The 21348-nt window shown below is 62.3% G+C and carries 17 protein-coding genes; 10 read left to right on the top strand and 7 right to left on the bottom strand.

Features of this window, described 5'->3' with window-relative positions; translation table 11 throughout:
• Nucleotides 1–37 precede the first annotated feature (37 nt).
• Nucleotides 38–1279, bottom strand: coding sequence for a hypothetical protein (locus tag INHI_RS0101165; RefSeq protein ID WP_014875534.1), 1242 nt, complete (start codon nucleotides 1277–1279; stop codon nucleotides 38–40).
• 434 nt (nucleotides 1280–1713) lie between these two features.
• Here INHI_RS0101165 and INHI_RS0101160 point away from each other — a divergent pair, with 434 nt between their 5' ends.
• The gene (locus tag INHI_RS0101160) at nucleotides 1714–2265 is read left to right on the top strand and encodes a L,D-transpeptidase (RefSeq protein ID WP_027246431.1); all 552 of its coding nucleotides are present in this window, start codon (nucleotides 1714–1716) and stop codon (nucleotides 2263–2265) included.
• A 304-nt stretch (nucleotides 2266–2569) separates the two neighbouring features.
• Nucleotides 2570–2776 (top strand): cold-shock protein, encoded by a 207-nt coding sequence (locus INHI_RS0101150; protein WP_014875536.1) that lies wholly within the window; start codon nucleotides 2570–2572, stop codon nucleotides 2774–2776.
• A gap of 129 nt (nucleotides 2777–2905) precedes the next feature.
• Here the strand turns inward: INHI_RS0101150 and INHI_RS0101145 are convergent, their stop codons facing one another.
• Complete coding sequence (locus INHI_RS0101145) at nucleotides 2906–3547, bottom strand: arylesterase (RefSeq protein ID WP_027246430.1); 642 nt, start codon at nucleotides 3545–3547, stop codon at nucleotides 2906–2908.
• 51 nt (nucleotides 3548–3598) lie between these two features.
• On the opposite strand from INHI_RS0101145, the gene INHI_RS0101140 reads away from it, so the two are divergent.
• Complete coding sequence (locus tag INHI_RS0101140) at nucleotides 3599–4315, top strand: ABC transporter ATP-binding protein (protein WP_014880853.1); 717 nt, start codon at nucleotides 3599–3601, stop codon at nucleotides 4313–4315.
• The gene (locus INHI_RS0101135; RefSeq protein WP_027246429.1) at nucleotides 4312–6837 is read left to right on the top strand and encodes an ABC transporter permease; all 2526 of its coding nucleotides are present in this window, start codon (nucleotides 4312–4314) and stop codon (nucleotides 6835–6837) included. Before INHI_RS0101140 ends, INHI_RS0101135 begins: the two co-directional genes overlap by 4 nt.
• A 76-nt stretch (nucleotides 6838–6913) precedes the next feature.
• On the opposite strand, the gene INHI_RS0101130 is transcribed toward INHI_RS0101135, so the two are convergent.
• On the bottom strand, nucleotides 6914–7378 hold the full coding sequence (locus INHI_RS0101130; protein WP_014880855.1) for an RrF2 family transcriptional regulator: 465 nt from the start codon (nucleotides 7376–7378) through the stop codon (nucleotides 6914–6916).
• 216 nt (nucleotides 7379–7594) lie between these two features.
• Here INHI_RS0101130 and INHI_RS0101120 point away from each other — a divergent pair, with 216 nt between their 5' ends.
• Nucleotides 7595–8182 carry a gamma-glutamylcyclotransferase family protein gene (locus INHI_RS0101120; protein WP_027246428.1) on the top strand — a complete coding sequence of 196 codons (588 nt, stop codon included), beginning with the start codon at nucleotides 7595–7597 and terminating at the stop codon, nucleotides 8180–8182.
• On the top strand, nucleotides 8179–9366 hold the full coding sequence (locus INHI_RS0101115; RefSeq protein ID WP_027246427.1) for a DUF2254 domain-containing protein: 1188 nt from the start codon (nucleotides 8179–8181) through the stop codon (nucleotides 9364–9366). The genes INHI_RS0101120 and INHI_RS0101115 overlap by 4 nt, the downstream gene beginning before the upstream one ends.
• A 238-nt stretch (nucleotides 9367–9604) precedes the next feature.
• Here INHI_RS0101115 and gltX read toward each other — a convergent pair whose 3' ends face one another.
• Nucleotides 9605–10930 (bottom strand): glutamate--tRNA ligase, encoded by a 1326-nt coding sequence (gene gltX, locus INHI_RS0101110; protein WP_027246426.1) that lies wholly within the window; start codon nucleotides 10928–10930, stop codon nucleotides 9605–9607.
• Between the two features lie 197 nt (nucleotides 10931–11127).
• Here gltX and INHI_RS0101105 point away from each other — a divergent pair, with 197 nt between their 5' ends.
• Nucleotides 11128–12651, top strand: coding sequence for a sensor domain-containing diguanylate cyclase (locus INHI_RS0101105; RefSeq protein ID WP_254656807.1), 1524 nt, complete (start codon nucleotides 11128–11130; stop codon nucleotides 12649–12651).
• A gap of 83 nt (nucleotides 12652–12734) precedes the next feature.
• On the opposite strand, the gene INHI_RS0101100 is transcribed toward INHI_RS0101105, so the two are convergent.
• Complete coding sequence (locus tag INHI_RS0101100) at nucleotides 12735–14393, bottom strand: NAD+ synthase (RefSeq protein WP_014880860.1); 1659 nt, start codon at nucleotides 14391–14393, stop codon at nucleotides 12735–12737.
• Between the two features lie 170 nt (nucleotides 14394–14563).
• Between INHI_RS0101100 and INHI_RS0101095 the strand changes: the two genes are divergently transcribed.
• Both INHI_RS0101095 and INHI_RS0101090 read left to right on the top strand, forming a co-directional pair.
• Entirely contained in the window at nucleotides 14564–16078 is a 1515-nt protein-coding gene (locus INHI_RS0101095) for an MORN repeat-containing protein (protein ID WP_254656806.1), read from the top strand.
• A gap of 278 nt (nucleotides 16079–16356) precedes the next feature.
• Entirely contained in the window at nucleotides 16357–17928 is a 1572-nt protein-coding gene (locus INHI_RS0101090) for a 2-isopropylmalate synthase (protein ID WP_027246423.1), read from the top strand.
• Nucleotides 17929–18005: 77 nt separating this feature from the next.
• Here INHI_RS0101090 and INHI_RS0101085 read toward each other — a convergent pair whose 3' ends face one another.
• Nucleotides 18006–18806, bottom strand: coding sequence for a 23S rRNA (adenine(2030)-N(6))-methyltransferase RlmJ (locus INHI_RS0101085; protein WP_027246422.1), 801 nt, complete (start codon nucleotides 18804–18806; stop codon nucleotides 18006–18008).
• A 72-nt stretch (nucleotides 18807–18878) separates the two neighbouring features.
• On the bottom strand, nucleotides 18879–19949 hold the full coding sequence (locus tag INHI_RS0101080; RefSeq protein ID WP_027246421.1) for an agmatine deiminase family protein: 1071 nt from the start codon (nucleotides 19947–19949) through the stop codon (nucleotides 18879–18881).
• Between the two features lie 336 nt (nucleotides 19950–20285).
• Here INHI_RS0101080 and INHI_RS0101075 point away from each other — a divergent pair, with 336 nt between their 5' ends.
• Nucleotides 20286–21332, top strand: a complete 1047-nt coding sequence (locus tag INHI_RS0101075; RefSeq protein ID WP_014875550.1) for a rod shape-determining protein — start codon at nucleotides 20286–20288, stop codon at nucleotides 21330–21332.
• Nucleotides 21333–21348 lie beyond the last annotated feature (16 nt).

Raw genomic sequence — 21348 nt, 5'->3', positions numbered from 1 at the left:
AGCCGCCGTGAGAGACCTGCGCCCAGAGCACACGGCCCTAGAAGGTGAGCTTCGCGCCCAGAATGACGCTATGGGACTGCACGCCGGCATCGCCCGTACGCCGGGGCAGGATCAGCGGCACAAACCCATCGTTGAAAAGATACTCCGCCCCCAGCGTGACATTCGGGGCCACCGCAACCTCCATCCCCAGAATGACCTGCGACATGGATTCCCATTCGGTGCCAGATGCCCCCTGCCGCCCGTGACTGGCCGAGAGCGAATAGACCGCAGGACGTCCCAGAAACTCACTCCGGTAGCGCCCCTGAAGCGTCAGCGCGCTGACCTTATGGTCGGTGGCAGGCCAGCGGTCGGTGGTTTGGGTGAATTCGGCCATGACGTCAAACCGCTCTCCGCTGAGGGTGGCGTGGACATCCCACGCCCCGTTCCAGCCGCGATCAATGCCGCTGCCGGGCGGATGATGGGCGATGGCGCTGTCGTAGATCGTCCCGCGTAGAAAACCGGCCCCCAGTTTCAGCCCCATCCCATTGGCCAGCGGAATACGATGGGCCGCGTTCAGCGCATAATTGGTGTAGTGGTCATCGTTCTTCGGGCTGCTGATCACCCGATTGCCGCGATGGTTGCGGATGATCGACAACGCCAGCTCGGTGCGATCCGTAATATAGCCGATCTCAATCAGCGGATCCTTGGTCTGGGCCCAAAAATAGTGGCTGCTATGGGTGTGTGTGAAGGGCGCGTAGCTGGCGAAATTGCCGAAGTTCACGGTCTTGCGCCCCACCGCCACATAGAAGGGAGAGCGGTCCAGGTCGCCGATTGCCAGCCAGGCCTTGCGCAGTTGGATATCATTCTGGCCGGGATATTCGACCTCGGTATATTCGCCCTGCACCACCGCTGTCAGCAAAGGTGTCGTGGCGGTGGCGATGAGCGAGATATCATTGATGACCCCATAGGTATCAGAGGTGCCGCTGGTGTGGGTGGGCGGCAACCGCGACAGGATCGGAAACTTGCCGGGCGTATTGGTGTTCTCATAGATCACCGTGCCTAAGAAGCGCCCGCCAAAGGTGATTTTGTTGATCCCCAGCTGCCCGGACTGCCGCGCCCGCAAGGCGATGGCGACCTTGTTGGTCACATCCTCCTGACGGTCCAGCATCCGTTCCGAATAGCGCAGTGAGGTGGCCAGAAAACCGACGCCCTCCTGTGCCTCGCCCGTGTGGGCTGCGGTCATGCCCACAGCCATCGTCAGCGCGGCCAACACCGCGCGCCCCCGAAATGAAACAGTCACAATCGTTACTCCAGTATATGACCCCCGACAGACCACCAGCCGTGCTGCGCACAACACCCGGCCGATCTCAGACAGGGTCAATCCGGTTGCAGGCCAGACAGGCCCAACACCAAACCGCTAGAAAATAACGCGTACCCCCGTGCGACCTTGCCGGTGGAACTGCCCCCGCAGCCGTGCCGGAAATACTGTCGCCAATCGCTGAAATCCGCCGAAACTGGCGGTGGATCAGAAACGCGATCCGATCACAGGGTATCACAGGTTCGTGATCTGACGAAGCCTGATCTGCCAAGGATACTGCAGCCTGGCTACGGGCGGCTGTTGCGCCGACGTCGCGCAGGTGGCCTTGCGACGGATCCGCACCGGGCCCACTATTGACCGGATCGGCACTCCACCGCAGACTGGCTGCATCTGTTCCAAAACTGAAAGAGCCCCGCATGTTGTCACGCCGCGCCTTTCTGGCCAGCTCAGCCGCAGCCTCGCTCTGGCCCCAGATCGGGTCAGCCGAAACGGTCTTTGATCCGACCCCGCAAGAGGTTCGCATCAAGAAGGAATTCGCCCCCGGGCAAATTCTGGTGCTGCCGCGATCCTATTACCTTTATTATGTAACCGAGCCGCGACGGGCGCGTCGTTACGGGGTTGGGGTTGGTCGCGCAGGCCTCGAATTTACCGGCACCGCCGTCATTCAGGCCAAGAAAGAATGGCCGACCTGGCGCCCGACCGATGAGATGATCGAACGCGATCCGCACAGCTATGCCCGCTTTGTCGATAACAAATACATCCAGCCCGGTGGCACTGATAACCCGCTGGGGGCGCGCGCGCTCTACCTGTTTCAGAACGGCATCGACACCTATTTCCGCATTCACGGCACCAACCAGCCGCAGACCATCGGGCATTCCGTCTCCAACGGCTGCATCCGCATGACCAACGAGCATATTGTCGATCTCTACGAACGGGTGCCTTTGGGAACCGTGGTGACGGTGCTCTGATCAGGACCAGACCAAAGTGGTAACGCGTGATCTGGCGCCGCTTCGGCGTCAGCCTGCCAGTCTGCCTGTCTGCGTGCTGAGCTTTGCCGATCAGCGGGCCACCGCTGCCCAGGCACTGCCCAACTAACAGGCACCCCCCGCTATAACACTTGCACCGAAAGGACATTGGCGACAAGATTGTCCCCGCAAGGTTACGCAGAACTCATCGCTGTCCTAGGAGGCTCGGTCATGAATACGCAATGACATTGCCGGGCTGTCGCATGTCGCGGACAGGGATTTGAGTAAAGACTGGGAGAAGAAGACGATGGCCACAGGCACCGTCAAATGGTTCAACACCACCAAAGGCTACGGTTTCATCGCACCCGATGCGGGTGGTAGCGATGTATTTGTACATATTTCTGCAGTAGAGCGGTCCGGGCTGACCGGCCTCGCCGACAATCAGAAAGTAACTTACGAACTGCAACCAGGCCGTGATGGCCGCGAGTCTGCGGTGAATATCGAACTGGCCTGATCGGTCAGAGAGACAATAAGATCAGCTGTCGGCCCCTTCATCGGGGCCGTCTTTTGTTGTGGGGTATGTGTTCCGCCTGCGCGGCGTTCAGGGTCGCAACCGCCGGGTCGGCCCCGCTTGGCGACAAGCCTATTGCTTAGCCAGCTCTATCAGTTCCAGCACCTTCGGACCGATGGCGGCCACATTCAACGCCACGCCTTCAGCATTGGGGTGGATCCCGTCCTCCTGCAGATATTGCCCCGCAGCCTGAATATCATCACCGGTTGCAGCCCGGATACCGGCGAGGCTGTCCGCGTGAAGCAGCGTGCTATAGTCCCGCGCGAGATCGGGGAAAATCGCATCGAAGTCCGCTTTGAAATCCGCGCCGTAGTTGCCCGGCGCCTGAATGCCGACCAGCAACACCGGAACCGCATTGGCCTGTGCGACCTCCAGAATGCGGGTGAGATTGGCGCGGCTTTCGGACGGCGCAAGGCCGCGCAGCAGGTCATTGCCACCAAGAGCCACGATCAGCGCATCCGGTCCGTCGGCCAGCGTCCAGTCGATCCGGGCGGCGCCGCCTGCGGTCGTGTCACCGGAGACACCGGCATTGATCAGCCGCACCTCAGCCCCCTTTTCGCCCAGCCAGCGTTGCAGCTGCGGCACCCAGCCCTGTCCCTGCGGCAGGCCATAGCCCTGCACCAGACTGTCACCAAGCGCAGCAATACGCACCGGCTCTGCCTGCGCAATCGCCGCAGTTAACATAAAAATCAGTCCTGCTATCATCTTGCGCATTGCTACAAAGGCTCCATATCGAGAGTGGTCCCAAAACAGGCGCGATATCACATGCAGTCCAGCACGATCCCCTCATCCGATCCTATTCTGAACCTCCAACATGCGTCTTTGTCACTGGTTGGCAATACCGGACCTGTCGAAATTCTACACGATATCTCCTTGGCGGTGGAGAGCGGCGAAACCCTCGGCCTGATCGGCCCCTCTGGCTCCGGCAAATCCTCCCTCCTGATGGTGATGGGCGGTCTTGAGCAGGCCACCGGCGGCACCGTCTCGGCGCTGGGGCAGGATCTGACCGCGATGGATGAGGATGCGCTGGCGCGCTTTCGCCGTGACAATATGGGCGTCGTCTTCCAAAGCTTTCACCTGATTCCGACCATGACCGCGCTGGAAAATGTGGCCACACCGCTGGAGCTTGCCGGCCACAAAGATGCCTTTGAGAGGGCACAGGCTGAGTTGGAGGCCGTCGGACTGGGCCATCGTGCGGGCCATTTCCCGGCGCAGATGTCCGGCGGCGAACAGCAGCGCGTGGCGCTGGCCCGCGCCCTGGTCACTCGCCCGCGGATCCTGCTGGCGGATGAGCCGACCGGCAATCTGGACGCAACCAACGGCGATGCAATCATGGACCTGCTGTTTGATCTGCGCGACCGCTATGGGGCGACGCTGATCATGGTCACCCATGCGCCGGAACTGGCGGCGCGCTGTGACCGGGTGATCCGGCTGCGCGATGGCCGACTGGATCACGACGCCGCGCGTGAGGCCGCTGAATGAGCCCCTCTGCCCTGTCGCTGGCCACACGGTTTGCCAAGCGCGAGCTGCGCGGTGGTCTCTCCGGGTTTCGTGTTTTCCTGATCTGTCTGGCGCTGGGGGTTGCTGTGATTGCCGGAATCGGCTCCCTGCGCTCAGCGATCCAGACCGGGCTGAGCGAGGAAGGCGCAGTGCTGCTGGGCGGCGACGCCGAGCTGGGCTTTACCTATCGGCGCGCCACAGCCGAAGAGCAGGCCTGGATGGAGGCTCGCGCCCTCGCCCGTTCTGAGATCATTGATTTCCGGTCCATGGCGACGGTGGGCGACGAGCGCGCGCTGACGCAGGTAAAGGCCGTGGATGATGCCTATCCGCTGGTGGGCACGGTGATCCTCTCCCCCGACTTGCCACTGGAAGCCGCACTGGCGGGAACAGGGGATTTCCCCGGCGGCGTGATGCAGCGGGTTCTGGCAGATCGGCTTGGCCTGTCCGTTGGCGATGAGTTCACCCTTGGCAGCCAGCAGTTTGTGCTGACGGCGCTGCTGGAGAATGAACCCGATGCCGCCAGCGCAGGGTTCACCCTTGGGCCGCGGACCCTTGTACGCACAGAGGACTTGGCGCAATCCGGCCTCTTGCAACCCGGTACGCTGTTTTCCAGCAAATACCGGCTGACCCTGCCCCCGGATACCGATCTGGAACAGCTGAAAACCCGCGCCGAGGCAGAGTATGACAACAGCGGCATGCGCTGGACCGATGCCCGCAACGGAGCGCCGGGCATTGCCACATTTGTCGAACGGCTGGCCGGGTTTCTGGTACTGGTTGGCCTCTCCGGACTGGCGGTGGGCGGTATTGGCGTTTCCGCAGCGGTGCGCGCCTATCTGGCGGGCAAAACGGCAACCATCGCGACCCTGCGCACCCTTGGTGCCGACCGCCGGACGATCTTCCTGACGTATTTTCTGCAAATCGGCGCGCTGGCACTGCTGGGCATCGCGATTGGCCTGGTGATCGGCGGCTTGGCCCCGGTGCTGCTGGGACCGCTGATCGCGGCGCAGCTGCCGTTTCCGGCGGTTTTTGGCATCTCAGTTCCTGCACTGAGCGAGGCGGCCCTTTACGGGTTGCTGACCGCCTTTGTCTTTGCCCTCTGGCCGCTGGCCCGGGCGGAGCGGATCCGGGCAGCGGCGCTGTTTCGCGACACGCTGGACAGCCGCAGCCGCTGGCCTGCGCCGCGCTATATTCTGGCCACCGTCGTTGCCGTCGCTGTACTGATCGGCGCGGCGGCCCTGTTCAGCGGCGCGGTTGAGCTGACGCTCTGGACTGCGGGCGGTCTGATTGGCGCGCTGGCGGTGCTGCTGCTGGCCGCGCTGGTGCTGGGCTGGATCGCGCGCCGATCAGCCCCCTTGGCCCGTGGCAACCCGGCGCTGCGATGGGCACTCTCCGCCATCGGGACCTCGCGCGATGGCGCCGTCCCGACAGTGCTGGCGCTGGGGCTGGGCCTGACGGTGCTGGCGGCCATCGGTCAGGTCGATGGCAATATGCGCCGCGCGATTGAGGGCAACCTGCCCGATGTGGCCCCCTCCTACTTCTTTGTTGATATCCAGCGCGATCAAATGCCGGACTTCCTCGCCCGCGTGGAACAGGACCCGGCGGTCGACCGCGTCCAAAGCGCCCCGATGCTGCGCGGGGTGCTCACCACCATCAACGGTCAGCCTGCGACCGAGGTAGCCGGAGATCACTGGGTGGTGCGCGGAGATCGCGGCATCACTTATGCCGCAAAACAGCCCGAAACCACGCAGATCGTGGCCGGCACATGGTGGGCGGAGGATTACAGCGGTCCACCGCAGGTCAGCTTCGCCCGCGAAGAGGCCGAGGAACTGGGTTTGGATCTGGGGGATACGCTGACAATCAACGTGCTGGGCCGCGACATCACTGCGACAATCACCAGCCTGCGTGAGGTGGATTTCTCCACCGCTGGCATGGGGTTTGTGATGGTGCTGAACGAAAACGCCCTGGCAGGGGCGCCACACAGCTATATCGCAACCGTCTATGCCGAACAGGAGGCCGAGGCGCAGATCCTGCGTGATCTCGCCCGCGCGATGCCGAATATCACTGCCGTGCGGGTGCGGGATGCGCTGGACCGCGTGTCTGAGATCCTGCGGCAACTGGCCTCCGCCACCGCTTATGGTGCGGCGGCCACCCTGCTCACCGGTTTCATGGTGCTGATCGGCACCGCCGCTGCCGGGGAACCGGCCCGCCGCTATGAGGCCGCCGTGCTGAAAACACTCGGCGCGTCGCGACGCCGCATTCTGATCAGCTTCGCCCTCAGATCGGTGTTTCTGGGCGCAGGCGCCGGACTGGTTGCGCTGATTGCGGGGATGAGTGGTGCCTGGGCGATCAACACCTATGTGTTTGAGAGCGACTATCAGGTGATCTGGGGCAACGCGCTGGCGATCATCAGCGGTGGTATCCTGACCACGCTTCTGGCCGGTCTTGCCTTTGCCTGGCGGCCACTTCAGGTGCGCCCCGCACGAATCCTGCGGGCGCGCGACTGAACCTGCGCGCGCCGTTGTGGCGCAAGGAGGGACCCACATCAGACACCAGCTGCGGCAGGCTGGTGTCTGCACCGACCTAATTCACATAGCGCGCACAGCTGGCGGCGCCGGGCGGCTGAAACAGGGCAAACAGCGCGTCATTGTCACAGATCAGCGCCTCCAGCGTGATGCCGTCCAGCGATTGATAGAAGGCCTGCGCGGCCTCCGACAGGGCGAGGCGCAACCGGCAGGCCGACACCAGTGGGCAGGTATTGTCGGCATCGGCAAAACACTCAACCATCGGCACCGTGCCCTCGACATCGCGGAACACGTCGCCAATGCCGATTTCCGCCGCAGGCTTGCCCAGCGACATGCCGCCATTGCGACCACGTTGGGTATGAAGATATCCCAATTGCGCCAATTGGTTGATTACCTGCGCCAAATGGTTCTCGGAGATATTGCAGCGCGCCGCAATTTCCGATTTGGTGACCAGGCGGTCCGCATGGGCCGCACAGTACATCAACAGCCGCACTGCAATATTCGTCCGTTTCGTGATCCGCATGATCGCCCCTCCGAGGTGCCTTGATCGCCGGATCATGACATGGCTGCGCAAAGGCCACTTTGACATGCATCAAAGCTGCAATAGCTCTGTGCTGATCTCTGCACCGCAGGGTCGCCATCACCGCCGCCGCCGTCACGGCAGAGCCCAGCTGCCTTGCCCCGATCCGGCACACCGCGCAGATATTGCCGATTGAGACATTGCTGACAGGAGATCCGAATGACTGCCCCCGTTCCCCCAGCCCCCTATTTCTTTGGCTACGGCAGCCTGGTGAACACGCGCACCCATGCCTATGGACAGGCCCGCCCGGCACGGCTCAGCGGCTGGCGGCGGGCCTGGGTGCAGACCGATCTGCGCCCGGTGGCCTACCTCTCTGCGGTGCCCTGCGCCGACAGTCGCATCGACGGGCTGGTCGCCGAAGTCCCTGGCGCGGATTGGACAGCCTTGGACGACCGCGAGTTCGGCTATGATCGTCTGGCGGCGCGGGACGCGGTGCAGCACGATCTGGCGCCGGAGACCGAGATCGCCGTCTACGCAATCCCCGCCAGCAGCCAGCGTGCGGCCAGCATGCGCCATCCGATCCTGCTGAGCTATCTTGATGTGGTGATCCAGGGGTATCTCGATGTCTTTGGCACAGAAGGCGTTGCCGATTTCATGCGCACGACCGATGGCTGGGACGCGCCAATCCTGAACGACCGCGCCGTCCCCCGCTATCCCCGGGCACAGGCGCTGACCACGGAGGAACGTGATCTGGTGGACCAGCATCTGGGCGCGGTCGGGGCAACCCTGATTGGACTCGATCAGTGATCTCGCGCACGCTTCTCTACATTCAGCGGATCACCCGGCAATTGTGGTTCCGGGTGGTGCTGATTTCAGCCTGCTCTCTTTTGGCGCTGGCCATCGCGCCCTGGCTCACCCCGTTTATCCCCGAGGATCTGGGCGAACGGTTCGGACGCGAAGCGGCGCTGCCGGTGCTCAATATCCTCGCCTCCGGCATGCTGGCCGTGACCACATTTTCGCTGAACGTCATGGTCTCCGCCTATCGCACCGCCGCCGCCACCGCGACCCCGCGGGTTTACCGCCTGCTGCTTGAGGATACGATCACCCAGAGCGTTCTGGCCACCTTCGTCGGTGGATTTGTCTTCAGCCTGAGTGCGGTAATCCTGTTCCGGGCCGGGTTCTACAGCGAGGATGCGGCCATTGTGATCTTTGCGCTCACCGTTGGGGTTGTCGCGCTGATTGTCGGGGCGATTTTGCGCTGGATTGATCACCTGTCGGGCCTTGGCAGCATGGATCACACCCTGCGCCTGATCGAGGACCGCAGCCGCACCAGCCTGCGCCAGCGCGCCGATGCGCCCTGTCTGGGCGCGCAACGCGCCGAGGATGACACCCGGTTCAAGGCAGACGGCACGGCGATCCCGGCGCAGGCTTCGGGGTTCGTGCGGTTTGTGGACGTGGCGCAGTTGCAGACATTGGCGGAAGAGGCCGACACCCAGATCGCGATCCATCGCACCCCGGGTGAATTTGTGTTGCGCGGGCGGCCCGTGGCCTATGCGAAATCCGGGGATGAGGACCTGTGCGAGGCCGCCAGCCGCTGCATCGAAATCGGCGATGTGCGCAGTTTTGATCAAGATCCCTCGTTTGGACTGACCCTGCTTGCGGAAACCGCACAGCGGGCGTTGTCTCCCGGGGTCAATGATCCCGGCACCGCGCTGGAGGTCATGGGGCGGCTGGAACGCTTGTTGTGGGAGAATACCCCGGATGAGGATCAGCAAGGCACGCGCGATGTGTCCTTTGACCGAATGTTCATGCCCGCCATATCCGCCCGGCATCTTCTGTCCTGCGCCTTCCCGCCCATCGCCCGCGCCGGAGGGGATGATCCTGCAGTGATCGACTGGATGGACAAGGCCCTCGCGGCACTGGGGCATCATCCCAACCCGGCCATGGCGAAAGCGGCCACAGAGATGCGGGAGCAGCACTCTGATCGCTGAGACCTGACACATGTAAGAGCGGGCGCTCCCGTCCGCGCGCTGGACCAGGAAACCTGATCCGCACACTGTTGGGCATGGCAGACCGCCGACCGGGCGGTCTGCAGCGCCGCGCTCCGGCGCGGCGCCCGGCCCAACCGCAACGGCGGCATCTTTGATGCCGATGAGGCGGGCGGGAGCGCGCCTCAATACAAAAGGCGGCCCACCCGGAGCCGCCTTTTCAGACGTGTACTGGCAGAGATCAGCCGCGGGCGCGCACCGTCTCCATCAGCGCCAGCAGGGCCGACATATCGGGCCCGCGTTCCATTCCGGTTACGGCTTTGCGCAGCGGCATGAACAGGCCTTTGCCCTTACGGCCGGTCTTTTCCTTCACTGCGGCGGTCCATTTGCCCCAGCTTTCACCATCGTAAGGCCCCTCGGGCAGGAGCGCCATCGCCTCCGCAATGAACGCCGTGTCCTCTTCTGCAATCAACGGCTCCGCACCATCACGGCACAGCTCCCACCAGCCGCCCAGATCCTTCAGCGTGGAGATATTCTCCTTGGCCACATCCCAGAACGCGGCCTGTTTCTCAGCCGGGACCCCCAGCGCGTCCACATGTGTCTGGACATCAGCCAGCGACAGCGACTGCAGGTAGCGGGCGGTCAGCGGGTAGAGATCCTCCACATCGAATTTGGTTGGCGCTGCGCCAAAGCGGTTGATGTCAAAACCGTCGATCAGCTCCGCCATTTCCGAGCGTATCTCAACCGGGTCGGAGGAGCCCAGACGCGCCATCATGCTCAGCAGCGCCATCGGCTGAACGCCCGCTTCACGCAGATCACGCAGCGCCAGCGTGCCGAGGCGTTTGGACAGCGCCTCCCCCTGCGGGCCGGTCAGCAGCGAGTGATGGGCAAAGGAGGGGACAGTACCGCCCAGCGCCTCAATGATCTGAATCTGTGTCGCAGTGTTGGTCACATGGTCAGAGCCGCGCACGACATGGGTCACGCCCATCTCGGTGTCATCCACCACGGAGGCCAGCGTATAGAGGAACTGGCCGTCGCCGCGGATCAGCACCGGATCAGAGACCGAAGCGGCGTCAATGGAGATGTCGCCCAGAATGCCGTCAGCCCATTCGATCCGCTGCTGGTCCAGTTTGAACCGCCACACACCATCGCCGCGTTCGGCGCGCAGGGTGGCCTTTTCGTCGTCGGACAGGGCCAGCGCCGCGCGGTCATAGACTGGCGGCTTGCCCATGTTCAGCTGTTTCTTGCGCTTGAGGTCCAGCTCAACCGGCGTCTCAAACGCCTCGTAGAAACGGCCGATCTCGCGCAGTTTGTCAGCTGCAGCAACATAGCGTTCCAGCCGCTCGGACTGGCGCTCAACCCGGTCCCAACCGAGACCCAACCATTCGAGATCCTGTTTGATCGCGTCGACATATTCTTCCTTCGACCGCTCCGGATCGGTGTCGTCGATACGCAGGATGAAGCTGCCGCCGGCCTTGCGGGCGATCAGATAATTCATCAGCGCGGTGCGCAGATTGCCAACATGGATATAGCCGGTCGGCGACGGGGCAAATCGGGTGGTTGTCATCACAAGTCTCCTGTTGCCCTGCCCCATGTCACATGGACACCGTTTTGTCCAGTTGTGGCGCGGGTGCTGAACTTGCCTAAAAAGTCGTTTCAAAGTTTCGGCGTTTTCCCGGGGGATGGCTTAGGTTTCATTCAGACTTCCTGTGTCAGCCTGTCGCAGCACAACGATACGACTGGTACGAAACAATGGGGTCTCCCGTGAACAAAGTGATCCCGAATGAGATGTTGCAGGCGGAGAGTCTGCCCGAGCCATCCCATGCCCGGCTCATGGATGTATTGAACAAGCTGGACCAGGGCGTGATGGTCTGGACCGAGGACGGGCATTGCCAGGTCTTCAACGAGCGCCTGCTCACCCTTCTGGAGCTGCAGAACGGGGATATATATCCCGGCTATTCGCGCGCGGCGTTTTTTGCCACCGCCGTCAGGCTGGGCCATGTGACCGAAGACAGCGCCAAGCAGGCCGAACAGGATTTCAGCTCTGACAAGGAGCGGTTTTCGGCGACCCGCAGGATGCCGTCGGGACGGCGGCTGCAGATTGATACGCGGCGGCTGTCCACCGGCGGCTTTGTCTCCTGCTACACTGATGTCACCCAGATTGAGCGCAGCGCGCGGGACCTGACCCAGGCGCGGCAGGCTGCCGAAGAGGCAGAGCTGACCGCCCTGAAGACGCTTGCGGCGGAACAATCCTGGCGCGAGGAAGCCAAGCTGTTGTCCCAGCTTGATGAATGGCTGCACTCCTGCAAATCACAGGAGGAGCTGTTTCGCATTGTCAGTGCCTTCATGGCACAGTTGTTTCCGCAATCCCGGGGAGAGTTGTATATCTATTCCAACTCACGTGATGTTCTGGACGGCAAATGCCACTGGGGCGGCGGCGAGGCGCATGACCACATCTTCCCCGATGCCTGCTGGGCCCTGCGGCGGGGTCGGCAATATCTCTATTCTGCGGATAAAATCGCCTTTGCCTGCACCCATGTGGAGGAGCAGCCCAGCACCAGCGATCATAAGGAGTACGTCTGTTTTCCGGTGGTCGCCCATGGCAATACCGTGGGTCTGTTGCATGTGAAATTCGCGCCCGAAACCGATGCCAAACGCAAGGTGGCGCTGCATCGTCTGGCGCTGCGCTGCGGTGAGCATATCTCACTGGCAGTGGCCAATGTGCGGCTACGCGATGAATTGCATGACCAGTCCACCCGCGATCCGCTGACAGGCGTCTATAACCGACGTTACTTCCTTGGAGAGCTGCGCAATGCGGTGGCCCTCGCCGACCGGCGCGCCAGCCAGCTGGGGGTGCTCAGCTTTGATGCCGACCGGTTCAAGACCTTCAATGACACCCATGGCCACGATGCGGGCGACATGGTGCTGCGCGCCATTGGCGACACGCTGAAGGAGCTGTTTCGCAACGGAGAGGTCTGCTGCCGGATGGGAGGCGAGGAATTTGCAGTGTTCCTGCCCGACACTGACAAGGAACAGACCATTGAGGTGGGCGAGGCTCTGCGCGCTGCAATCGAGGATATCACCCTGCGCTACGGCTCCGGCACGTTGCCACGGGTCACCATCTCCATCGGGGTGGCCAGCTATCCCGAGGACGGGCTGCTGCCGCAGGATCTGATGCATGCCGCGGATCGCGCGCTCTACGCCGCCAAGGATGCAGGCCGCAACTGCGTGGTGGATTGCCAGAAGGCCGACCCGGCCAAGGGCCCGTTCTCAGGAGCCCAAGACTGACAGCGCCCGTCGCCGCAGGTTTAGTTGCCGACCGCAAGTGACGCAGCTGGATGCCTTTGCGGCAGCCAAACCGCCGCCCCGCCTCAGCTTGGATCGCGCCAGCGGTTCACGATCGGGTAGCGCCGGTCCAGCCAGAACGCACGCGGCGTCAGACGCGCACCGGGCGCCGACTGAAAACGCTTGTATTCGCTGATATAAATCAGGTGCTCCACACGTTTGGCATTCTCCCGCGAGAACCCTGCCGCGACGCAATCGGCAATCGACCCATCCCGGTCCACCAAGATCTCCAGCAACGCATCCAGTTCCGGGTAATCCGGCAGGCTGTCGCTGTCTTTCTGATCATCGCGCAGTTCGGCACTGGGCGGCTTGTCAATCACATTGGGGCGGATCACCTCGCCCTCTGGCCCCATCATCCAGTCCCGGTGATTGTCATTGCGCCAGCGGCAAGTCTCAAATACGCGGGTCTTGTAGAGATCCTTGATCGGGTTATAGCCCCCCGCCATATCGCCATAGATCGTCGCATAGCCCACGGCGACCTCGGATTTATTGCCGGTGGTCAGCAGCATCTCGCCAAATTTGTTCGACATCGCCATCAGCAGGAGCCCCCGCAGGCGGGACTGGATGTTTTCCTCCGTCAGCCCCTCGTCCAGACCTGCAAACAGCGGCGCCAACGTGTTGGTGATGGCAGCACGCCCCTCGGCAATCGGGACGTAGTCGTAGTGCACGCCCAGCGCCTTGGCCACGGCTTCGGCATCGTCCAACGACTCTTGCGAGGTATATTCGGACGGCAGCATCACGCAGCGGACATTCTCCGCCCCCAGCGCATCAACCGCAATGGTAGCCACAATGGCGGAATCGACCCCACCGGACAGACCCAGCAGCACCTTCTTGAAGCCGGTCTTGCGCATGTAGTCACGCAGCGACAGCGTCATGACGTGATAATCCTGCTCCCATTCATCCGGTAGCGAGGCCTTGGGGCCTTCGACGGCGCGCCACCCCTCGGCGGTGCGTTCCAGATCGAGATGCTGTATCGCCTCGTCAAAGACCGGCATCTGCAGCGCCAACGCACCGCCCGGGTTCAGCACAAAGGAACCGCCATCAAAGACCTGATCATCCTGACCGCCCACCATATTGAGGTAGATCACCGGCAGATCGGTTTCGACCGCGCGGGCCACCATGTGGTTGAACCGCACATCCATCTTGTTGCGAAAATAGGGCGATCCATTGGGGATCAGCAGGAACTCAGCACCGGTTTCCGCCAGTGTCTCGGCCACATCCTCGTACCAGCCATCCTCGCAGATGGGGCTGCCGATCCGGGTATTGCCAACCGCATATGGCCCACCCAAGGGACCGGCATCAAAGATCCGCACCTCGTCAAACACAGTGGCATTGGGCAAATGGTGTTTCAGCACCTGCGTGGTGATCTTGCCACCCTTCAGGATCAGATAGGCGTTGAACAATTTGCCATCTGCGACCCAGGGGCTGCCGACCGCCAGAGCTGGCCCATCGGCGCAATCGGCGGCCAACCGCTCAACTTCGGCAATCGCGGCCTGGTGAAAAACCGGCTTTTGCACCAGATCCTGCGTGTTGTAGCCGGTGATGAACATTTCCGGCAAAGCGACCAGATCCGCCCCGGCGTCACGGCCTGCGGCCCAGGCCTCGCGGGCCTTGTTTGCATTGCCCGCCAGATCCCCGACGGTGGGGTTCAACTGGGCCAGTGTCACGCGAAAACGATCAGCCATCCTGCTTGCGTCCTTCGATAATCCTGCCTTCTGCCATTAAACAGATCGCGCCCCGAGGGAAAGACCACAGCGGCAAAAGACATTGCGACGGCGGCGGCTGTGGCATAGTTTCCTGTCAAACAGATCAACAGGCCCGCACCGCGGCTCTCCTTATGGCAAGCAGATATTCCATGACCCGTTTCACCACCGCCGCTCTTTTGACCTCTGCCCTGGCGCTTGGCGCTGCCGGGGGGATCCGTCCGGCCCTGGCACAGGACGATGGCAAGGTACTGACCACACAGGATGAAATCGGCGGCATCTATGAGGGCACCTTTCGCGGTGGATTGCAGCATGGCACCGGCACCTACACCCTGCCCAACGGCTATGAATATACCGGCGACTGGGTCGATGGTGAGGTGCGCGGACGCGGCGTGGCGCGTTTTCCCAACGGCTCCGTCTACGAGGGCGAGTTTGCCAAGGGCAAACCGGAGGGCGCGGGCAAAATCACCTTTGCCGATGGCGGCACCTACGAGGGGGAGTGGTCCGACGGGGTGATCAACGGTCAGGGCATCGCGGTCTACGCCAACGGCGCCCGCTACGAGGGCGGCTTTCGTGATGCCAAGCACCACGGCAAGGGCCTCATGCGCAACCCGGGCGGCTATCAGTATGAGGGCGACTGGGTCGATGGCCTGAAGGACGGCACCGGCAAGATCACCTACCCCGACGGCGCCACTTACGAGGGCGATATCCGCAACGGGCAGCTGGAGGGCACCGGCAAACTGATCATGCCCGACGGGCTGATCTACGAGGGCGACTGGGCCGCGAACCAGATGGATGGCACTGGGGTGCTGACGCAGCCCAATGGCGACATCTACGAGGGCCCTTTGGCGGCCGGGCGCCGTCAGGGTGAGGGCAAGCAGATCCATGCCAATGGTGATGTCTATATCGGCAATTTCGAGGATGATCTGCGCCACGGCGAAGGCACCTTCACCAAGACCGATGGCTATGTGTACAGCGGCGAATGGCTGGCCGGCCAGATCGAAGGCAAGGGCCGCGTCACCTATCCCGACGGTTCGGTCTACGAGGGCCAGTTCCGCGATGACCTCGCGGATGGGGTGGGCAAAATCACCTATCCCGATGGCTCCACCTACGAAGGCGACTGGGTCGCCGGCGTGATCGAGGGGACCGGCACCACCACCTATCCCAACGGGCTGGTCTATACCGGCGAATTCAAGAACGCCAAGAACCACGGTCAGGGGGTCATGACCTATCCCGACGGTTACCGCTACGAAGGTGGCTGGAAAGACGGTCAGCGTGATGGTGATGCGGTTGTGACCTACCCTGACGGCTCGGTCTATACCGGCAGTTTCGCCAACAGCCAGCGTCACGGCACTGGCAAGATCGTGATGACAGATGGCTTCAGCTATGAAGGCGACTGGACCGAAGGCAAGATCAGCGGCAAGGGGGTCGCGACCTATGCCAATGGCGACGTTTATGAGGGCAGCTTCCTCAACTCCAAACGACAAGGTCCCGGCGTGATGCGCTATGCCAGCGGTCAGGAGGCCGAAGGCACCTGGGAGAACGGCGCCCTGAAAACCACCGGCGGCGCCACGCAGGGCAACGATGACGCCGATGCAGATCAGGCCACCGAAGATCAGGCCAGCGACACGGCTCCCGCCGCAGCCGATGACGACGCCAGCAACTGATCTGCCTCACCCGGCCAGGGCGGCGGATCGGCGACAGTCGCAAGCTTTGCCCCCGCGCCGATAATTTCTGTCTTCCCATTCGCCTTCGGCTCTGTATAACTCTGCGTCATGACCATGCGTGCAGATATCCTTCGCTCCGCCACCGCGTTTCGCGGTGCAGATCTGCGCGCCCTACTGATCCTAATCCGCCTCTGAGCGTGCCATCCGGCGCGCCCGCTCAGAGGGGAAGGCATGCGCGCCAAGGATTGGATTTTAGGACAGACAAGAAAGATACCGACATGACGACTGCAGCTGACAAAGATCGCGTTTTGATCTTCGACACCACTTTGCGCGATGGCGAGCAGAGCCCCGGCGCAACCATGACCCATGACGAAAAGCTCGAGATTGCCGAGCTGCTCGACGATATGGGCGTGGACATCATCGAAGCGGGCTTCCCCATCGCCTCTGAAGGCGACTTCAAAGCGGTGAGCGAGATTGCAGAACGCTCCAAAAACTCCAGGATCTGTGGCCTGGCGCGCGCCAATTTCAAAGATATCGACCGCTGCGCCGAAGCCGTGAAACGTGCCGCTCAGCCGCGTATCCACACCTTTATCGGCACCTCGCCGCTGCACCGCGCCATCCCCAACCTCACCAAGGATGAGATGGCCGAGAAAATCCACGACACGGTCACACATGCCCGCAACCTGGTGGACAATGTGCAGTGGTCGCCAATGGATGCAACACGCACCGAATGGGATTACCTCTGCCGGGTGATCGAGATTGCGATCAAAGCGGGGGCGACCACCATCAATATCCCCGATACCGTGGGCTATACCGCCCCGGTCGAAAGCGCCGATCTGATCAAGCGCCTGATCGAAACCGTTCCCGGCGCCGATGATGTGATTTTTGCCACCCATTGTCACAACGACCTTGGCATGGCGACGGCGAATTCTCTGGCCGCAGTTGCCGGTGGCGCGCGACAGATCGAATGCACCATAAACGGGCTTGGCGAACGCGCCGGCAACACCGCACTGGAAGAGGTCGTCATGGCCCTGAAGGTGCGCAATGATATTATGCCCTTCACCACTGGCATCGACACCCAGAAGATCATGCATATCTCCCGCCGGGTCTCGACGGTGTCGGGCTTTGTCGTACAGCCGAACAAGGCGATTGTCGGCAAAAACGCCTTTGCTCATGAAAGCGGCATCCATCAGGATGGCATGCTGAAGAACAAGGAAACTTTTGAGATCATGCGGCCCGAGGATGTGGGCATTGCCGGCACCTCGCTGCCGCTCGGCAAACACTCCGGCCGTGCGGCCTTGCGCGACAAGCTGAGCCAGCTCGGCTTTGAGGTGGGCGACAACCAACTGAAGGATCTCTTTGTCCGGTTCAAGGAACTCGCCGACCGCAAGAAAGAGGTGTTCGACGACGATATCATCGCCCTGATGCGCACCAGCGGCGATGAGGATGATCACCTCAAGCTGGTCTCCATGAAAGTGGTCTGCGGCACCGGCGGCCCGGCTGAGGCAACCCTTGAGATGGAAGTTGAGGGCAAGGATGTGTCTGAGACCGCAGAAGGCGACGGCCCGGTTGATGCGGCCTTCAGGGCGATCCGCAAAATCCACCCGAACTCGGCGCATCTGCAACTCTATCAGGTCCATGCGGTGACCGAAGGCACTGACGCGCAGGCCACGGTTTCGGTCCGGCTGGAAGAAAATGGCGTGATCGCCACCGGCGAAAGCGCCAACACCGATACGGTTGTCGCCTCTGCCGCGGCCTATATCGGCGCGCTGAACCGGCTGATCATCCGCCGCGACAAGATGGGAGCAGGTGCCGACACGCGTGAGATTTCCTACAAGGACATCACCTGAGCCACGCGCGAAACGAAAATAACAAAAGGCCACCCAAAGCGGGTGGCCTTTTTGACGTCAGCTATCCGGGCGGGGATCTAACCCAGCTGTGCAAACAGCTTGGTCAGCCGCGCGGCCTCTGCTTCGGTGCCATAGGGCGCGTTGACGATAAACATGCCCGAACCAACCATCCGGTGGCCCTCGCGGGCGGGCGGAAACCGCACCTCATGGCGCAGCGCACCCGGCAGGTTCTGTGCCTCCAGCGCGGTCAGCATCGGCTTATGCGTGCCATCGGTCAGGATCGGGTACCACAGCGCAATCACCCCCACGTTCCACTTGCGGTGCAGCTTGGCGATATGGCCGGGGATCTGCGCATAGTCGCGCTTCACTTCGTAACTTGGGTCAATCAGCATCAGCCCACGGCGCGGCGTCGGCGGCGCCAGCGATTGCGCCAGCTCAAACCCATCCTGCTGATGCACATGAACGCGCCGCCCCAGCCCATGCGGCCAAAGCGCCTGCCGCAGGGCGGCGTTCTCCTGTGGGTGCAGCTCGGCAAAATTGAGACTGTCGGCCTCGCGCAGGAGATGCGCCGCGATCAGGGGGGAGCCGGGATAGGCCTTCTCGCCATCTGCGCTGCGGGTACGGGTAATGGCCTCTGCCAGCGGATGCTCCGCGTCCAGCATGGATCCGTCCAGCAGGCGGTTGATCCCAGCCGCGGCCTCTCCCGTCTTCACTGCCTCTGCCGCATCCAGCTGATAGAGGCCACGCCCGGCGTGGGTCTCGATATAGCTGAGCGGCTTGTCCTTCCGCGTCAGATAATCCAGCATCCGCGCCAGCAGCGCGTGTTTCTGAACATCGGCCAGATTTCCGGCATGGTAGATATGTTGATATGACAGCATCCCTGCCCTCTACCGCCAAACCGCCCCGGACAAAAGCCCCTTGCCGCAACGGAGGGCGTTGGATCCGACGGCTCAGACCGCTGGCATCTGCTGCGTCGCACAGTGAATGCCACCGCCCAATTCGCCCAGCGGGTCGACGTTGAGCGTGACAATCTCCCGTCCCGGATAGTGCCGTGCCAGCGCGTTCCGCGCGATCTCATCGGTTTCGCGATCCCCGAATTCCGCCGCGATCACCGCGCCATTGCAGACGTAATAATTGGCGTAAGAGGCGACAAAATCGAGGCTTTTGATCCGACGGATATGGGGTTCGGGGATAACCTCCACCCCCAGCCCCGCCGCAATCAGCCGGTCATGCGTGTCCAACGCGGCCATATGGAACGGATCGGCGCTATCGGGGGCATCGGGCAGGTTCATAAGAACACGCCCCGGCCCGGTGAAACGTGCGAGGCTATCGATATGATAATCAGTGATATCCTCCCCCCGGACGCCCTCCGCCCAGATCATGCGATCCGCCCCATAGGCCTCCAGCAGCCGTTGTTCTATCTGTGCACGCGACAGGCCGGGGTTCCGGTTCTTGTTCACCCAGCTGCTCTCATGTGCCATCAGCAGCCCGTGCCCATCCTGCTCCACGCCGCCTGCCTCGCCATGCAAACCAGTCGGCAACAGCGGCAGCCCCAAACGCTCAGCCATCCGTTCTGCGATCTGGCTGTCCCGCCGGTTGACCTGCTTTTTACCCCAGCCGTTGAACTGGATATGGCTGATCGCCATGCCGCCTGCGCCATCAATCACAAAGATAGGCCCTGAATCGCGGCACCACAGATCCTCGGTCGGGATATCCCACAGCTCAACATCCGCAGACAGCTTGGCGCGCGCGCCGCTGTGATCCGCTGCCGCCGCGAGCACTGTGACAGGTTCAAACGCCGCGATCGCATTGGCGATATCTGCAATCGACTGCTGCGCCATGTCGCGGAACACAGGATCGGGATGCACCTTCCTGCTGACCGGCCATTGCATGAAGCTGCGCTGATGCGGCGCTTCCTCCGGTGGGACAAAAAATCCGGACCCGGCAACGGCAGTTTGTCCTGTGATCAGATTTGCCATGCCGAAGGCCCCGCCAGCCAGTAAGAAATTTCGCCGCTTCATCGCCGTTCCCTTCGTCGACCAAACATCCGTAAGGATCAAGCTTAACAACGCTGTGCAAACAAGAGAAGCAACATCGCGCGGCCCTGTACCGCCTCCGATAGTTGCCGGAGGCATGCGATTTTGAGGGGCGCGCTTATCAGATCCGCGCCACACCTGCCCGCCCTGCCAATCGGATCGGTTGTCTGCCTTTCCCATGGGGCACCCCGCGGTGGTGGCGAAAAGGCGCCTTTTGGTCCGAATCCGCCCTTTCGCCACCTCTCAGCGCTGCTTATAAGACATAAAGCCCGCTCTCAGCAGAGTCGCGGGACAGGTGGCAGTTTTACAGGGTCTTAATATATGTCGATCTTCGGAAGTCTTGGCGGGTTGTTCACGTCTGATATGGCAATTGACCTCGGTACGGCGAACACGCTTGTCTATGTAAAAGGTCGCGGTGTCATCCTGTCAGAGCCGTCGGTTGTGGCCTATCACGTGAAAGATGGCGTCAAGAAAGTACTGGCCGTGGGCGAAGACGCCAAGCTGATGCTGGGCCGCACCCCCGGCTCCATCGAGGCGATCCGCCCGATGCGCGAAGGGGTGATTGCGGACTTCGACACCGCCGAAGAGATGATCAAGCATTTCATCCGCAAGGTGCACAAACGCTCCACCTTCTCCAAACCGAAGATCATCGTCTGCGTCCCGCATGGCGCCACCCCGGTTGAAAAACGCGCGATCCGCCAGTCGGTGCTCTCCGCAGGTGCCCGCCGCGCCGGGCTGATCGCCGAGCCGATCGCCGCAGCAATTGGTGCCGGGATGCCGATCACCGATCCAACCGGCAACATGGTCGTGGACATCGGCGGCGGCACGACCGAGGTTGCAGTCCTGTCGCTGGGCGACATCGTCTATGCCCGCTCCGTGCGCGTTGGTGGCGACCGGATGGATGAGGCGATCATCAACTACCTGCGCCGCCAGCAGAACCTGTTGATCGGGGAATCCACCGCTGAACGCGTGAAGACCTCCATCGGTACCGCCCGGATGCCCGATGATGGCCGTGGCCAGTCAATGCAGATCCGTGGTCGTGACCTGCTGAACGGCGTGCCAAAAGAGATTGAAGTCAGCCAGGCCCAGGTGGCCGAGGCGCTGGCCGAACCGGTGCAGCAGATCTGCGAAGCGGTGATGACCGCGCTGGAAACCACCCCACCGGATCTGGCGGCGGATATTGTGGACCGGGGCGTGATGCTGACCGGCGGTGGCGCGCTGCTGGGTGATCTGGATCTGGCCCTGCGTGAGCAGACCGGCCTGGCCGTCTCCATCGCGGACGAGAGCCTGAACTGCGTGGCGCTTGGCACCGGCAAGGCGCTGGAATACGAAAAACAGCTGGCACACGCCATCGATTACGACAGCTGAGCGGACGGACCATCAC

Origin of the sequence: Phaeobacter inhibens DSM 16374, from assembly GCF_000473105.1 — a bacterium.
Taxonomy (GTDB): Bacteria; Pseudomonadota; Alphaproteobacteria; order Rhodobacterales; family Rhodobacteraceae; genus Phaeobacter; species Phaeobacter inhibens.
Note: the sequence above shows the minus strand (reverse complement) of the source record. Positions and strands in the feature narration are given on the sequence as shown.

What these genes read in the sequence shown, in the direction of transcription:
- INHI_RS0101095 (WP_254656806.1), top strand. Translation starts at nt 14,564, where the DNA reads ATGACCCGTTTCACCACCGCCGCTCTTTTGACCTCTGCCCTGGCGCTT.
- INHI_RS0101120 (WP_027246428.1), top strand. Translation starts at nt 7,595, where the DNA reads ATGACTGCCCCCGTTCCCCCAGCCCCCTATTTCTTTGGCTACGGCAGC.
- INHI_RS0101140 (WP_014880853.1), top strand. Translation starts at nt 3,599, where the DNA reads ATGCAGTCCAGCACGATCCCCTCATCCGATCCTATTCTGAACCTCCAA.
- INHI_RS0101100 (WP_014880860.1), bottom strand. Translation starts at nt 14,393, where the DNA reads ATGGCTGATCGTTTTCGCGTGACACTGGCCCAGTTGAACCCCACCGTC.
- INHI_RS0101145 (WP_027246430.1), bottom strand. Translation starts at nt 3,547, where the DNA reads ATGCGCAAGATGATAGCAGGACTGATTTTTATGTTAACTGCGGCGATT.
- INHI_RS0101160 (WP_027246431.1), top strand. Translation starts at nt 1,714, where the DNA reads ATGTTGTCACGCCGCGCCTTTCTGGCCAGCTCAGCCGCAGCCTCGCTC.
- INHI_RS0101080 (WP_027246421.1), bottom strand. Translation starts at nt 19,949, where the DNA reads ATGAAGCGGCGAAATTTCTTACTGGCTGGCGGGGCCTTCGGCATGGCA.
- gltX (WP_027246426.1), bottom strand. Translation starts at nt 10,930, where the DNA reads ATGACAACCACCCGATTTGCCCCGTCGCCGACCGGCTATATCCATGTT.
- INHI_RS0101075 (WP_014875550.1), top strand. Translation starts at nt 20,286, where the DNA reads ATGTCGATCTTCGGAAGTCTTGGCGGGTTGTTCACGTCTGATATGGCA.
- INHI_RS0101135 (WP_027246429.1), top strand. Translation starts at nt 4,312, where the DNA reads ATGAGCCCCTCTGCCCTGTCGCTGGCCACACGGTTTGCCAAGCGCGAG.
- INHI_RS0101150 (WP_014875536.1), top strand. Translation starts at nt 2,570, where the DNA reads ATGGCCACAGGCACCGTCAAATGGTTCAACACCACCAAAGGCTACGGT.
- INHI_RS0101090 (WP_027246423.1), top strand. Translation starts at nt 16,357, where the DNA reads ATGACGACTGCAGCTGACAAAGATCGCGTTTTGATCTTCGACACCACT.
- INHI_RS0101085 (WP_027246422.1), bottom strand. Translation starts at nt 18,806, where the DNA reads ATGCTGTCATATCAACATATCTACCATGCCGGAAATCTGGCCGATGTT.
- INHI_RS0101130 (WP_014880855.1), bottom strand. Translation starts at nt 7,378, where the DNA reads ATGCGGATCACGAAACGGACGAATATTGCAGTGCGGCTGTTGATGTAC.